This is a genomic window from Streptomyces sp. NPDC102259, assembly GCF_044766465.1.
Lineage (GTDB): Bacteria > Actinomycetota > Actinomycetes > Streptomycetales > Streptomycetaceae > Streptomyces.
This window is the reverse complement of record NZ_JBIWMA010000014.1, coordinates 87,277-100,450: the sequence shown is the minus strand read 5'-3', so window position 1 is coordinate 100,450 and position 13,174 is coordinate 87,277. Positions and strand designations below refer to the sequence as shown.

Below are 13,174 nucleotides of genomic sequence, written 5' to 3'. Positions count from 1 at the left end.
CTCGGCGACGGGGGATCCGTCGAGCGGACAGGTCAGGAGGGGGCGGGCTCCATGGAGCCCGCCCCCTCCTGCGGTAGAGGCCCTGACGTTCTTCGGGCCCCGGCGGTGATGCGAGGTCGTGTTACCGTCGCGCGATGTCCAAGATCGAGATCGACTTGATGACCGCGGACTTCTTCGGCTCCTTCGACAACCGGGGCGGCGCGACCGCCGACTGGCACGAATCCGTCGGCTGGTTCTTCCCGATGGCGTGATCGTCAAGACCGGTCCGGAGTTCACGGTCTACACCGTGGAGGAGTTCATCGAGCCTCGTCGGCGGCTGCTGAACGACGGTCGGCTGGTCGAGTTCTCCGAATGGGAGACCTCCGAGCGAACCGACATCGCGGGCGACATCGCGTCGAGGTTCGGCGAGTACCGCAAGTCCGGGATCTTGGACGGTGAGCCGTTCGAGGGCGGCGGGACCAAGACCATCCAGTTCGTCCGCGCCTCGGAGGGCTGGCGCATCGCGGCGTTGGCCTGGTACGACCAGCCCTGACCGCCGTGGCAGCACCGGCGATCGCGGCCGTCACGAGGGGTGCCGTCCGGGCTGATCTCGGGCTACGGCATCCGGCCACGCTGCCGGGTTCAGGTCGGTGTGGTCGATCAGCTCGGTGAAGTGGGCCGAGGGCCAGCCGGGCGCGTCATCCGCGGCCGTGGAGCGCAGGCGGGCGGTGAGCGGCGGGACGACAGGGGTCCGTGCGCCCAGTTCCGTGAGGGCCCGGCGGATGCCGCCGGGCTCGCTCCAGTCGGGTGGGGTCGCCCGTTCCAGGCAGGCGCGGTAGGCGCGCCGCAGCGGCTCGACCGCGCCGCCGATCTCCAGGGTCGCCAGGGCCATGGCCGCCCATTCGCGGACGGTCGCGTTGTCGCTGTTCAGCAACCCGATGAGGGCGGGACCGCAGCGGGCGCCGCCCACCTCTTCGAAGACCTCGACGGCGGTCAGCTGACCGAAGCCGCCGAGGGAGGGCAGTCCGTCGACGACGGCGGGGGCGCGCGTGGCGCCCCTCGGCGGGCGGCGTAAGCGCTGGGCGAAAAGGCTGCGCGAAAGGGCTGGTCAGAGCCATGGATGGGGCTTCAGGGCAGGTCGGGATCACGGGCTCTGCCGGTCTTCTCGGTGTGTCGGTCCCGGGCCCGATAGGGCAGGGATAGCCGCTTCGGTTCGGGCGGATAGCGCGGGGCGCAAGAGTGTTTCTCGTCAAGCCACCCCCCACCGGATCGTGAGGACCTGAAGATGACCGAAACCCAACTCCGCCCGGCGTCGGGGGAGGTGACGTCACCGGATGCCGCCGTGCTCAGCGCGGTCGTGAAGCGGTTCGCCAATGCCAAGGGCGAGGAGTTCACGGCTGTGGACGGGCTGGACCTGCGGATCCGGCGCGGCGAGGTCGTGGCGTTTCTCGGACCGAACGGCGCGGGCAAGACGACGACGATCGACATGCTCCTGGGGCTCACCCGGCCCGACTCGGGGCAGGTGGAGCTGTTCGGCGAGGCGGCGCAGCAGGCGGTGCGCGCCGGTCGGGTGGCGGCGGTCCTCCAGAGCGGCGGACTGCTGCCGGACCTGACCGTCGAGGCCACGGTGCGGATGCTCGGCTCGCTGCACCCCGGCGCCGACCCGGAGACCGTGATGAGCAGGGCCGGCGTCACCAGGCTGCGGGACCGGCGGGTCGCCGAGTGCTCCGGCGGTGAGCAGCAGCGGCTGCGGTTCGCGATCGCGCTGCTGTCGAACCCGGAGTTCCTGGTGCTGGACGAGCCGACCGCCGGGATGGACGTGGCGGCCCGCCGCGAGTTCTGGGCCACCGTCCGCGAGGACGCCCGGGGCGGCATGACGGTCCTGTTCGCCACGCACTACATGGAGGAGGCCGACCAGTTCGCCGACCGGGTGGTGATGGTCGACCGGGGGCGGGTCGTCGCCGACGGATCCGCCTCCTCGATCCGCGCGCGTATCAGCGGCCGCACCGTTTCCGCCCTGATCAGCCCGCAGGACGCCGACGCGGTGGCCGGCTCCCCGTCCGTCCGTTCCGTCGCGGTCCGCGGCGAGCGTCACTACTTCGACTCCACCGACTCCGACGACCTGCTGCGGCTGCTCGTCACCCGGACCTCCGCCACCGAGATCGAGGTCGCGCCCCGAAGCCTCGAAGAGGCGTTCATGGCCATCACGCATGCCGGCCGCACCGGCCAGGAGGGCCCGCGATGACCACCTTGACCGCGCCGCCCGCCCGTCCCCGCGCCTCGTCGTTCGGCGGAGTCAACCCCACGTTCGTCCGCTACGAGCTGGCCCGCCGCTTCAACCGTCAGACCACGATCTTCACCCTCCTCCTGCCGGCCGTCCTCTACCTCGCCCTGTTCCGTACCGCGCCGGCCCACGGCACGCTGCCGCACGGCAACTTCGCGGCCTGGATGATGATCGGCCTCGCCGTGTACGGGGCCGCGATGGCCGCCACCAGTTCCGCGGCCACCATCTCGGTCGAGAAGTCGGCGGGCTGGATGCGCACGATCGCGCTGAGCCCGCTCGCCCCGCCCGGATACCTGCTCGTCAAGGTCCTGTGCTCGGTGGTGATGGCCGCCGTGCCGGTGGCCATCGTCGGAGTGCTGGGCTTCGTCACCGGCGCGCACGCCGATGCCGAGGTGTGGGTGACGTCGCTGGTCGTCGCCTGGCTCGGGGCCGCGGTCTTCGCCGCGCTGGGCATCTCGCTGGGCCTGGCCCTCAAGCCCGACGTCGTGATGCACATGCCGGGGCTGACGATGACCGCGCTGGCCTTCCTGGGCAACCTGTTCATCCCGCTCAGCGGCACCATGCTCGAGATCTCGCGGTACACGCCGATGTACGGCGTCTCCACCCTCGCCCGTTACGCCCTCACCGACGGCTACAGCTTCAGCGGCGAGCACTCCAGCCTGGCGGGCGCCGTCTTCAACATCGTCGCCTGGTTCGCCGGGTTCGGCTTCATGGCCGTCCGTCGGTTCGCGAAGAGCACCGGCCGCCAGTAGCACGGCCCAGGCCACCCGAAGCCCACCGCACCACCCGAAGCCCACCGCACCACCGGAATCCCACCGCACCACCTGAACACCACCTCACCGCACCCCACCGCCCGCCGGCCCGAGTGCCGTGCGACGGGCTCAACACGAAAGGGGGAGAGAACACATGTTCGCAATCATGGCGCCGGGTCAGGGCTCCCAGACCCCTGGCATGATGGCCGGCTGGCTGCGTGACCCGGTCCACGCCGAGCGCGTACGGGCCTGGTCCGAGGCCGCGGACTGCGACCTCGTCCACTTGGGCACCCGGGCCTCGGCCGCGGAGATCGCCCGCACCGAGAACACCCAGCCGCTGCTGGTCGCCCAGGGCCTGCTGGCCCACGAGGCACTGGCGGCGGCGGGCGACGCGGTCGTGGCCGGGCACTCGGTCGGCGAGCTCACCGCCGCCGCCTACGCCGGCTTCCTCACGCCCGTCGACGCGGTACGGCTGGCCGCGGTCCGTGGCCGGGCGATGGCCGCGGCCTGCGCCGAGGCACCCACCTCGATGGCGGCCGTGGTCGGCGGCGACGAGGCCCGGGTGCTGGCGCGGATCGCCGAACTCGGCCTGTACGCGGCCACGTTCAACGGTCCCGGCCAGATCGTGGCCGCCGGGCTCGCCGAGGACCTCCAGCGGCTGGCGGCGGCGCCCCCGCCCGACTCGACCGTCAAACCCCTGCCGGTCGCGGGCGCCTTCCACACCCCGTACATGGAGTCCGCGCGGCAGGCCTTCGCCGCCGCGGTCGCCGCGACCGACTTCGGGACGCCCCGCGGGTCCCTGCTCTCCAACGCCGACGGCGAGGTGGTCGCCGATCCCGAGGCGGTCCGCCGGCGGCTCGTCGACCAGGTGGTCCGGCCGGTGCGCTGGGACCTGTGCCTGCACACCCTCGCCCGCCTGCGACCCGGGCTGACGGTGTCCCTGCCGCCCGCCCGCACCCTCGCCAACATCGTCAAGCGCCGCCATCCCGAACTCGACGTCCTCCCGGTCAACACGGCCCGCGACATCGGCAAGGCCCTCGTGCGCATCGGCGAGAGCACTCGTCAGGAGGAACCCGCCCATGCTGGTGTCTGACCTCTTCGAGCGCGCCCGCGCCGAGCGCCCCGACCATCCCGCGGTCGTCGACGGCGACGGCAGCCTCACCTACGCCGAACTCGGCACGGACGTCGACCGCGCGGCCGGCTGGCTGCGGGCCCAGGGCATCGCCCCCGGCCGGCGCGTCGTCCACGCCGGCGGCAACGACCGCACCTTCCTCGCCCTCTTCCACGCCACCCTCCGGATCGGCGCCGTCTTCGTCCCCGTTCACCCCGGCCTGACCGACCTCCAGATCGCCGGGATCGTCGAGGACTGCTCGGCCGCCCTGGCGATCTGCCCGCCCGGCGCGGGGGAGGGGGCCGGGCGGACGGTCCCGGTCGAGCAGGCCCGCCGTGAGATCCGGGACACCCCCGCCGACGGCTTCGCCGCCCGGATCCCGGACGACGGCGTGGCGATGCTGATCTACACCTCGGGCACCACCGGCCGCCCGAAGGGCGTCGTCTGCCCGCACCGGCAGATGATCGCGGCCGTCGAGGCCGTGGGCGCCTGCCTCGGCTACACCGCGGACGACGTGGTGCTGTGCCGGCTCCCGCTCTCCTTCGACTACGGCCTCTACCAGGCCCTGCTGTGCGCCCGCACCGGCGGCACGCTCGTCCTCGCCGAACGCGGCGGCGACCGGGGACTGTTGGGGACGATCGAGCAGCACGGCGTGACCGTCGTCCCGCTCGTGCCCTCGCTGGCCCAGATACTGGCCCTGCTCCAGAGCCGGCTCCGGCGCCCCACCGGGGTGCGGCTGTTCACCAACACGGGCGCCCGCCCCGGCCGGGCCGTCATGGCCGAACTCCTCGAGGTCTTCCCGGGGTCGGCGTTCGCCTCGATGTACGGCATGACCGAGTGCAAGCGCATCTCGATCCTCGACCCCGCCGAGTACGCCGCCCACCCCGACTCGGTCGGGCGGCCCATCCCCGGCGACCGGGTCCGGATCGTCGACGGTGACAAGCGCGAGCTCGGCCCCCGCGAGGTCGGCGAGATCGTCGTGGGCGGCGCGACCGTGATGGCCGGCTACTGGGGCGTCCCGGCGGAGGCGCAGAACCGCTACGTCCGCGGGGCCGACGGCGAGCTGGAGCTGCACACCGGCGACCAGGGCTACCTCGACGAGGACGGCCGGCTCTACTTCGTCGGCCGCGACGACGACATGATCAAGCGGCGCGGGATCCGCCTCGGGCTGACCGAGATCGAGGACGCCGCCGAGCGGATCCCCGGCGTGATCGCGGCGGTGGCGCTCCGGCCCGAGACCGAGGACGCCCCCCTGCGACTGGCCGTGCAGACCTCCCTCACACCCGAAGAGGTCCGCGACCGGCTGCGGCCGCACCTCGACCGGGCCCGGCTGCCCGACCGGATCGTGCCCATCGACGCCGTACCGCTGACCGCGAACGGCAAACCGGACCGCAAGGCCGCCGAACTGCTGGTCCGCGCCGCCGACGCCGCCGCCACGGCTGGTGACGCCGCCGCCGACCCCCGCCCCGTCGGACAGCCGACACGACAGCCCACACAGACGAGGACCACCCATGAACCAGTCGCAGTTTGACCAGCTCGTCGAGGAGATCTGCGCCGTCACGGTCACCGACCCGCAGACCCCGCTCGTGGACCTCGGCGTGGACTCGCTCCAGACCATCGCCCTGGTGATGGCCGTCGAGGAGCAGTACGGCATCGAGATCGACCCCGAGGCGCTCGCCGACCCGGCGCTCACCTCCTCGGCCGGCCTGCTGCGTTCCGTGCAGGACCAGTTGGCCGCGGCACTGCCGGCCAGAGCCGGGAGCTGACCGCCATGTGGACCGACACACGACCCGCGGTGGAGATGCCGCGACTGTTCGAGCGGGGCGGGGACCTGATCTCCTTCGCGGGGGGCCTGCCCGACCTGGACGTCCTGCCGCTGGACGTCATCTCCGCCCAGCTCTCCCGGCTCCTGCGGCTCGGCGGGAAGCTCGCCCTCCAGTACACGACCCCGCATGTCGCGGGGGCCCTGGTGCCGGCGATCACCGACCTGATGGCCCGTGAGGGCGCGCACACCACGGCCGAGAACCTGGTCCCGACCGGCGGCTCCCAGATGGGACTGATGGCGGTGGCCCTGGGCCTCGCCGCCCCGGGCGAGACGGTCCTGTGCCAGACCCCCGCCTACCCGGGCGCCGCGGCCGCCTTCCGCACCGCGGGACTGCACCCGCACGCCGTGCCCGAGGACGCCGAAGGACTCGACCCCGAGGGCCTGCGCGAGACGGTGCTGCGACTGCGCGCCGACGGCCGCACCGCCCGCCTCCTGTACTGCAACCCGACCTTCCAGAACCCGACCGGCGCGACCCTCTCGGTCGGCCGCCGCGAGGAACTGCTCACCGTGGCCCGGGAACTGGACCTCCTGATCGTCGAGGACAACCCCTACGGCCTGCTCGGCTTCGACGGGCGGACGACCCACACCCTCCAGGGCCTCGACCCCGACCGGGTGATCTATCTCGGCACCTTCTCCAAGGTGTTCGCGCCCGGGCTGCGCTGCGGCTGGATCGCGGCGCCGGCGGAACTGGCGAGCACCCTGCGCCGGACGACCGAGATCATGGCGCTGTCCCCGTCGGCGCTCGCCCAGGCCGCGCTCGCCGCGTTCCACACGCGGTCCGGCTGGACGGACCTCGTCGACGGCTACCGGGCGAGCTACCGGGAGCGGTCGGCGCTGATGGCCGACGCGCTGGACGCCGAACTCGGCGCCGACGGGCCCTGGTCGTGGCAGCGGCCGGACGGCGGCTTCTACATCTGGCTGCGGCACCGCGACGGCGTCGACACGAACACCTACGCCGACGCGGCTGCCGAGCACGGGGTCTCCTTCGTGCCCGGCTCCCACTTCGGCATCGGCGGGGAGAACGCCGACGCGCTCCGGCTGTGCTTCAGCCACGTGCCGAAGAAGCGGATCGCCGAGGGGATCTCCCGGCTGGCGGCCGCGCTCGGCCAGGGGGCGGCGGAAGGGGTGGCCGCGTGACCGGCACGCTGGAGGCGACCCGCACGCTCGACTGGACGGCCTTCGGACCGTCGTACCGGCTGGGCGACAGCGCGTGGCGGGTGTGGGGCGTCGGACTGCTCCGCAGCGCGGGCTTCCCCGTCTCCGGCCTCGAACTGCTCGGCGGGCCGCGCGCGGCCCGGGCGGCGGAGCTGCTGGAGAGCGGCGGCGGGACGGACGGCGAGGAGGATCTCGACGCCGCCTACCGTGCCGCCTACCGCGCCGACACCGACGCCGAGGCCGGGCGGCTGGCCCTCCTGGCCACCGACGACAAGGTGCGCACCGCCATCGCCTGGCAGAACCGCACCGTCTACCAGATCCTCGACTCCCTCGCCGCGCGCAAGGGCAAGGAGTCCAAGCGCCGGCAGCGCGAACGCACCCTCGCCATGTACTGGCTGCGCTACTGCGCCAAGGCCGACACCATCGGCTTCTTCGGCCCCGGGGCGTGGATCTCCGTCGGGCAGGGGCGGCGCGCCGTCGATCTCGAGGTCGGCCCGTCGCTCACCTCCCGCAGCCGTACCTTCCTGGAACGCTGGACGGTGGCCGCCCTGGCCGACTGGATGGCCGGGCAGCCGGGCGCCCGCTGGTGGTTCCCGCCGATGCTGCGGCCCGACGTGCACCGCGACGGCGACCGGCTCGTCATGCAGGGCGGCCGTACGGTGCGGCTGCGCGAGGACGACGTCCAGGTGCTGCGCCTCGTGGACGGCGACCGTGGCGGCGAGGCCATCGCCGAGGCGACCGGCTGGGATCCGGCGACGGCGCGGGAGCGGGTCGAGAAGGTCCTGACCCGGCTGCTGCGGCAACGGGTGCTGACCTGGGACGCCAACATCCCCGTCGACGTCCGCGCCGAGGAGGTGCTGCGCCGAAGGGTGGCCGGCATCGGCGACCCGGAGCTGTTCGTCCGCTTCGACGCGGTCCTCACCGGAGTCGACCGGCTGCGCGACGACATCGACCGGGCGGCCACCGCCGAGGAGCTCGTCGTGGCGCTCGACCGGCTCGACGACTTCTTCGTCCGGACGACGGGACGGTCGGCCTCCCGCGAGGACGGCAAGGCGTACGCCGGCCGCACGCTCTGCTACCAGGACTCCCTCCGGGACTGCCGGATGGACCTGGGGCGGGACTTCCTGGACGGGATCGCCCGTCCGCTGGCCCTGGTCGCGGACGCGGCGGACTGGTTCGGCAACCGGCTCGCCGCACTGGTGGAGGCGGAGGTCGCCGGATTCGTACGGAAGGCCGCGGCCCGCCGCCGCGGGGACGTCACCCTCGCCGACGTGTGGACGCAGGTGCTCGGGCTGTTCTGGGGCGACGACGCCACCCCGGTGCAGACCGCGACCCGCGAACTGGCCGAGAAGTGGCGCGAGGTGCTGAACCTCGCCGGGGAACAGGACACCCCGGTACGCCTGTCGGTGTCCGACATCGAGGAGCGGGCCCGCGAGGTCTTCGCGACCGGCCCGGTGCGCTCACCCCATCTCGCCGTGCACAGCCCCGACCTGCAGGTGGTGGCCCGGTCCGTCGACGCGTTCAACGCCGGCGACTACACCACCGTCCTCGGCGAACTGCACGCCTGCCTGGCCACGTTGGACCTGCCGTTCCTCGACTGGACCACCGACGCCGGCTCGCTGCGGGACAAGGTGAACACGGCGATCGGCGCCCGGCGGCTGGTGCCGCTGCTGCCGGTCGAGTGGAAGCGCAACAGCGGCCGCATGGTGCCCGCCCCGATCGGCGCAGGCGACCGGCTGATCGGCTTCACCCGGGCCCCCTACGACGACCGCGCCCGCGTCGACCCGGCGGTGTCCGTCGGCCTGACGGAGCAGGACGGCACGGTCACCGCGACCACCCCCGACGGGGGCGTCTGGAGCGTCGCCGAGCTGCTCGCGGTGCCCGTCGCGATCATCGCCGCGGACGCCTTCAAGATCGGCCTGGACCGGCCGCACGCCCCGCGCGTGACCCTCGACGACCTGGTCCTGTTCCGGGAGACCTGGCGGCTGCCGGCCGCCGGAACGGGACTGCCCGACAAGGCCGAGCGGGAACGCGACTACCTCGCCGTCCGCCGGTGGGTGGCCGAACACGCCCTGCCCGACCTGCTCTTCGTCAAGTTCCCCGAGGAGACCAAGCCGTCCCTCGTGGACTTCACCAGCCCGACGCTGGTGCTGTCCTTCGCCAACCTCGTCCGGGCCGCGCGCCGGCTCGACCCCGACGCCGTCATCACCCTCAGCGAGCCGCTGCCGGCTCCGGAGGACTCCTGGCTGCCGGACGCCGACGGTGAGCGCTTCGTCAGCGAACTGCGGCTCCAGATCAGCAGAAAGGTGCCGGAATGACCGTCCTCGCCTCCGACGGCGCGGCCCTCGCGGTCCGTGCCACCCGCACCCGGGACCCCGACATCGTCGCGACGATCGGCGGCACCCCGCTGGTCGCCCTCGACCGCCTGTTCCCGCCCGCGCGGTTCCAGGTGTTCGCCAAGTGCGAGCGCTTCAACCCGGGCGGCTCCATCAAGGACCGCGCCGCCAAGTCGATGATCGAGCACGCCATCAAGGCGGGGAAGCTCGTCCCCGGGGTCTCCACGGTCGTCGAGTCCTCCTCCGGCAACCTGGGCATCGCCCTCGCCCAGCTGTGCAACTTCTACCGGCTGAACCTGATCTGCGTGATCGACCCGCGCACCACCACGCAGAACGCCGCCATCATGCGGGCGTACGGCGCCAAGGTCGAGGTCGTCGACCGCGACCCGGCCACCGGCGAGTACCTGCCGGCCCGGATCGAGCGGGTGCGGTCGCTCCTCGAGAGCGTCCCGGACGCCTACTGGCCCAACCAGTACGCCAACGAGCACAACTCCCGGGCCCACCACCACACCATGCGGGAGATCCACGAGGCCCTCCCGGGCGGCCCCGACCACCTGTTCCTCGCGGCCGGTACGACCGGGACGCTGCGCGGCTGCGCCGAGTACATCCGCGACCACGGCCTGGCCACGAACGTGGTGGCGGTGGACGCGGTCGGCAGCGTGATCTTCGGACCGCCGGAGCCGTGGGAGCTCACCCACCGGCGCACGATCCCCGGCCACGGGGCGGCGGTCGTGCCCCCGCTGCTGCGGCCGGGCCTCGCGGACCGGGTCGTCAAGGTCACCGACTTCGACTGTGTGCGCGGCTGCCGGCAGCTGCTCGCCCAGGAGTCCATCCTCGCCGGCGGCTCCTCGGGCGCCGTCGTGGCCGCGCTCCAGGACGCCGCGTCCTGGATCGAACCGGGCGCGACCTGCGTCGCCGTCCTTCCCGACGGCGGCGACCGCTACCTCGACACCGTCTACTCCGACTCCTGGGTCGAGGACCGCTTCAAGGACTTCCCGCTCACCGGCGACATCCCCGTACTCGGCACCGCCGATCACGACAATCCCGATCTCGAAAGGAGTGAGTCATGAGGATCCTCGGTCGCGACGACGTCGCACTGGCCCTGAAGGGCCTGGGGCCCGCCGTCCTCGACGCGGTCCGCAGCGCCTACGTGCTGCACGGCCAGGGCCACTCGCAGGTGCCGTTCTCCAGCTTCCTGCGCCCGCCGCGGCCCGCCGGCTCGCGCATCATCTCGCTGCCCGCCTACCTGGGCGGCCCGGAGCCCGTGATGGGCCTGAAGTGGATCTCGTCCTTCCCGGCCAACGTCGAGCAGGGACTTCAGCGGGCCTCCTCCGTCCAGGTGCTCAACGACCTCGACACCGGATACCCGCAGGCCCTGCTGGAGGGCAGCCAGATCTCGTCCTCGCGGACCGCGGCGAGCGCCGCCCTCGCCAGCGGCGCGCTGCACGGCTCCCGTCCGGTGCGCACGGCCGGACTGGTCGGGTGCGGCACCATCAACCAGCGCGTCCTGGCCTTCCTCACGCTGACCCACCCCGAGCTGGAGACCGTGGTGCTCCAGGACGTGGTCCCGGGCCGCGCGGAGGTGTTCGCCGCCGAACTGGAGTGCGAGTACCCGGGGATCACCTTCCGCACCGGTGACGTCGCCGCGGCGCTCGGCGCCCAGACGGTGAGCATCGCGACCACCGACTCGACGTACTGGCTCGACCTGGCCGCCTACCCCGACCGCCCGTCCCGCCAGGTGATCCTGCACCTGTCGCTGCGCGACCTGAGCACCGGCTCGGTCCTCGGCGCGTACAACGTGGTCGACGACATCGAGCACGCCGTCCGTGAGCGCACCTCCCTGCACCGTGCCGAACAGGAGGTCGGCCACCGGGAGTTCGTGCACGCCGAGATCGCCGGCGTGCTGGGCTGCTCCGAGCCGCCGGCCACGGACGGCACGATCGTCTTCTCGCCCTTCGGGCTCGGCATCCTCGATCTCGCGGTCGCGCAGGCGGTCCTCAAGGCCGCCACCGCGGCCGGCCTCGGCACCGAGGCCGCGGGATTCGACCCGGGCAGCCACCGGGTCACCGCGGCGATGGCGGGGAGGGCGGCATGAGCGCCTTCTTCGCCGAGGGCACCAAGGCCCTGGTCACCGGCGCCTCGCGCGGCATCGGCGCGGCGATCGCGCTCACCCTGGCCGAGCACGGCTGCGACGTGGCCCTCAACTACCGCTCCAACGCGGCGAAGGCCGAGGAGGTCGCCGAGCGGGTCCGCGACCTCGGCCGGGAGGCCCTGCCGATCCGGGCGGACGTCTCCGACGAGGCCCAGGTCGCCGCGATGTACAAGCAGCTGAAGGCGGCCTGGGGGCGTCTCGACGTCGCCGTCCTCAACTCCGGTGTCACCGCCGACGGCCACCTGGCCGCCATGAGCTCCGCCAAGTGGCAGGAGGTCATCGGCACCAATCTGACCGGCACCTTCTACACCGCCCGCGAGGCTACCAAGCAGATGTACGCGAGCGGCGGCGCGATCGTCCTCATCGCCTCCACCAGCGGCATCGCCGGCCGGGCCGGCCAGGCCAACTACGCGGCCAGCAAGGGCGGGGTGATCGCCATGGCCAAGACGCTGTCGTACGAGGTCGCCCCGCGCGGCATCCGGGTCAACGTCGTGGCGCCCGGGTTCATCGACACCGACATGGTCAAGAAGGTGCCGCCCGCCCATATGAAGGAGGCCCTCCAGGTCATCCCGATGGGCCGTATGGGCACCGCGGCCGAGGTGGCCCAGGCGGCCGCCTTCCTGGCCGCTCCCGCCGCCTCCTACATCACCGGCAAGGTGCTCACGGTCGACGGCGGAATGATCCCCAACTAGCCAACAAAACACAGTAATCGCACAGCATTCACCCCTTAGTGAAAGGAACGCACCGTGTCCGTCGCCACCTTCGAGGACCTCCGCAGCCAGGCCGAGACCCGCCTGGAGAAGAACATGAAGGTCAAGTCGATGATCATCGACCGCCTGGGCCTGGACGTAGAGCCGGCCGTCGTCTCCGACAACCAGCCGCTGTTCGGCCGCGGTCTGGAGATGGACTCGCTGGACACCCTGGAGATCGTCGTCATGGTCAACAACGAGTACGACGTGCTGATCAGCGACGACGACTTCGAGGCCTTCGGCTCCATCAACGCCCTGGTCGACTTCATCGAAGCCCGCGAGGTCTGAGCATGACGATCGCCTCCGAGGCCCCCGTGAGGGCCCGGCAGAAGCACAGTTACTCCTCCGACGACATCAAGCGCATGCTGCCGCACCGCTGGCCGATGCTGATGATCGACCGTGCCTACGACGTCGTCCCCGGCGTCTCGGGCCGCGGCGTGAAGAGCGTCTCGGTGAACGAGCCCTTCTTCGCCGGGCACTACCCCGACCACTCGATCATGCCGGGCGTGATGATCGTCGAGGCGATGGCCCAGCTGGTGGCCGTCGTGTACGTCGCCGAGATCATCGAAGCGGCCGCGGCGGCAGAGGCGGCCGGTGCGCCCGAGGGCGGCGGCGACCCGTCCGCGAGCGTCGGCTACCTCGGGTCCATCAGCTCGATGAAGTTCTCCCGGCTCGTCGTCCCCGGCGACCAGCTGACCCTGGACGCCAAGCTCGGCCAGCGGCTGGGCGGTCTGCGGCAGGTGTCGGTGCGGGCGAGCGTCGGCTCGGAACTGGCCGCCGCCGGCTCCCTGATCGTCACCACCGGCCGCAAGGCCTGACCCCCTCTGTACG

Annotated in this window: 14 protein-coding genes; 13 read left to right on the top strand and 1 reads right to left on the bottom strand. The window is 72.6% G+C overall.

Annotated elements, in window-relative coordinates:
* The first annotated feature begins 247 nt into the window (after nucleotides 1–247).
* Nucleotides 248–532, top strand: coding sequence for a DUF4440 domain-containing protein (locus ACIRPU_RS28605; protein ID WP_403872269.1), 285 nt, complete (start codon nucleotides 248–250; stop codon nucleotides 530–532).
* Between the two features lie 30 nt (nucleotides 533–562).
* Here ACIRPU_RS28605 and ACIRPU_RS28600 read toward each other — a convergent pair whose 3' ends face one another.
* The gene (locus tag ACIRPU_RS28600) at nucleotides 563–949 is read right to left on the bottom strand and encodes a hypothetical protein (protein ID WP_403872267.1); all 387 of its coding nucleotides are present in this window, start codon (nucleotides 947–949) and stop codon (nucleotides 563–565) included.
* 315 nt (nucleotides 950–1,264) lie between these two features.
* Between ACIRPU_RS28600 and ACIRPU_RS28595 the strand changes: the two genes are divergently transcribed.
* The 12 genes from ACIRPU_RS28595 (at nucleotide 1,265) to fabZ (ending at nucleotide 13,161) form a co-directional block, all read left to right on the top strand.
* Nucleotides 1,265–2,224: an ATP-binding cassette domain-containing protein gene (locus ACIRPU_RS28595; protein WP_403872265.1), complete on the top strand. Its 960-nt coding sequence runs from the start codon at nucleotides 1,265–1,267 to the stop codon at nucleotides 2,222–2,224.
* A complete protein-coding gene (locus ACIRPU_RS28590) occupies nucleotides 2,221–3,015 on the top strand; it encodes an ABC transporter permease (protein WP_403872264.1) in 795 nt (264 codons plus the stop codon). The genes ACIRPU_RS28595 and ACIRPU_RS28590 overlap by 4 nt, the downstream gene beginning before the upstream one ends.
* A 154-nt stretch (nucleotides 3,016–3,169) precedes the next feature.
* Nucleotides 3,170–4,108 (top strand): ACP S-malonyltransferase, encoded by a 939-nt coding sequence (locus ACIRPU_RS28585; protein ID WP_403872262.1) that lies wholly within the window; start codon nucleotides 3,170–3,172, stop codon nucleotides 4,106–4,108.
* A complete protein-coding gene (locus ACIRPU_RS28580) occupies nucleotides 4,095–5,657 on the top strand; it encodes a class I adenylate-forming enzyme family protein (RefSeq protein ID WP_403872260.1) in 1,563 nt (520 codons plus the stop codon). The genes ACIRPU_RS28585 and ACIRPU_RS28580 overlap by 14 nt, the downstream gene beginning before the upstream one ends.
* Nucleotides 5,638–5,892 (top strand): acyl carrier protein, encoded by a 255-nt coding sequence (locus tag ACIRPU_RS28575; protein WP_389501290.1) that lies wholly within the window; start codon nucleotides 5,638–5,640, stop codon nucleotides 5,890–5,892. Before ACIRPU_RS28580 ends, ACIRPU_RS28575 begins: the two co-directional genes overlap by 20 nt.
* Nucleotides 5,893–5,897: 5 nt before the next feature.
* Complete coding sequence (locus ACIRPU_RS28570) at nucleotides 5,898–7,088, top strand: PLP-dependent aminotransferase family protein (protein WP_403872258.1); 1,191 nt, start codon at nucleotides 5,898–5,900, stop codon at nucleotides 7,086–7,088.
* Nucleotides 7,085–9,424, top strand: a complete 2,340-nt coding sequence (locus ACIRPU_RS28565) for a lantibiotic dehydratase (protein WP_403872256.1) — start codon at nucleotides 7,085–7,087, stop codon at nucleotides 9,422–9,424. Before ACIRPU_RS28570 ends, ACIRPU_RS28565 begins: the two co-directional genes overlap by 4 nt.
* The gene (gene sbnA / locus ACIRPU_RS28560; RefSeq protein ID WP_403872254.1) at nucleotides 9,421–10,512 is read left to right on the top strand and encodes a 2,3-diaminopropionate biosynthesis protein SbnA; all 1,092 of its coding nucleotides are present in this window, start codon (nucleotides 9,421–9,423) and stop codon (nucleotides 10,510–10,512) included. Before ACIRPU_RS28565 ends, sbnA begins: the two co-directional genes overlap by 4 nt.
* Nucleotides 10,509–11,537, top strand: a complete 1,029-nt coding sequence (gene sbnB, locus ACIRPU_RS28555; protein WP_385569567.1) for a 2,3-diaminopropionate biosynthesis protein SbnB — start codon at nucleotides 10,509–10,511, stop codon at nucleotides 11,535–11,537. The genes sbnA and sbnB overlap by 4 nt, the downstream gene beginning before the upstream one ends.
* Nucleotides 11,534–12,286, top strand: coding sequence for a 3-oxoacyl-ACP reductase FabG (fabG, locus tag ACIRPU_RS28550; protein ID WP_403872252.1), 753 nt, complete (start codon nucleotides 11,534–11,536; stop codon nucleotides 12,284–12,286). Before sbnB ends, fabG begins: the two co-directional genes overlap by 4 nt.
* A gap of 54 nt (nucleotides 12,287–12,340) precedes the next feature.
* Nucleotides 12,341–12,631, top strand: coding sequence for a phosphopantetheine-binding protein (locus ACIRPU_RS28545; protein ID WP_355707494.1), 291 nt, complete (start codon nucleotides 12,341–12,343; stop codon nucleotides 12,629–12,631).
* 2 nt (nucleotides 12,632–12,633) lie between these two features.
* Nucleotides 12,634–13,161: a 3-hydroxyacyl-ACP dehydratase FabZ gene (fabZ, locus tag ACIRPU_RS28540; RefSeq protein ID WP_403872250.1), complete on the top strand. Its 528-nt coding sequence runs from the start codon at nucleotides 12,634–12,636 to the stop codon at nucleotides 13,159–13,161.
* Nucleotides 13,162–13,174 lie beyond the last annotated feature (13 nt).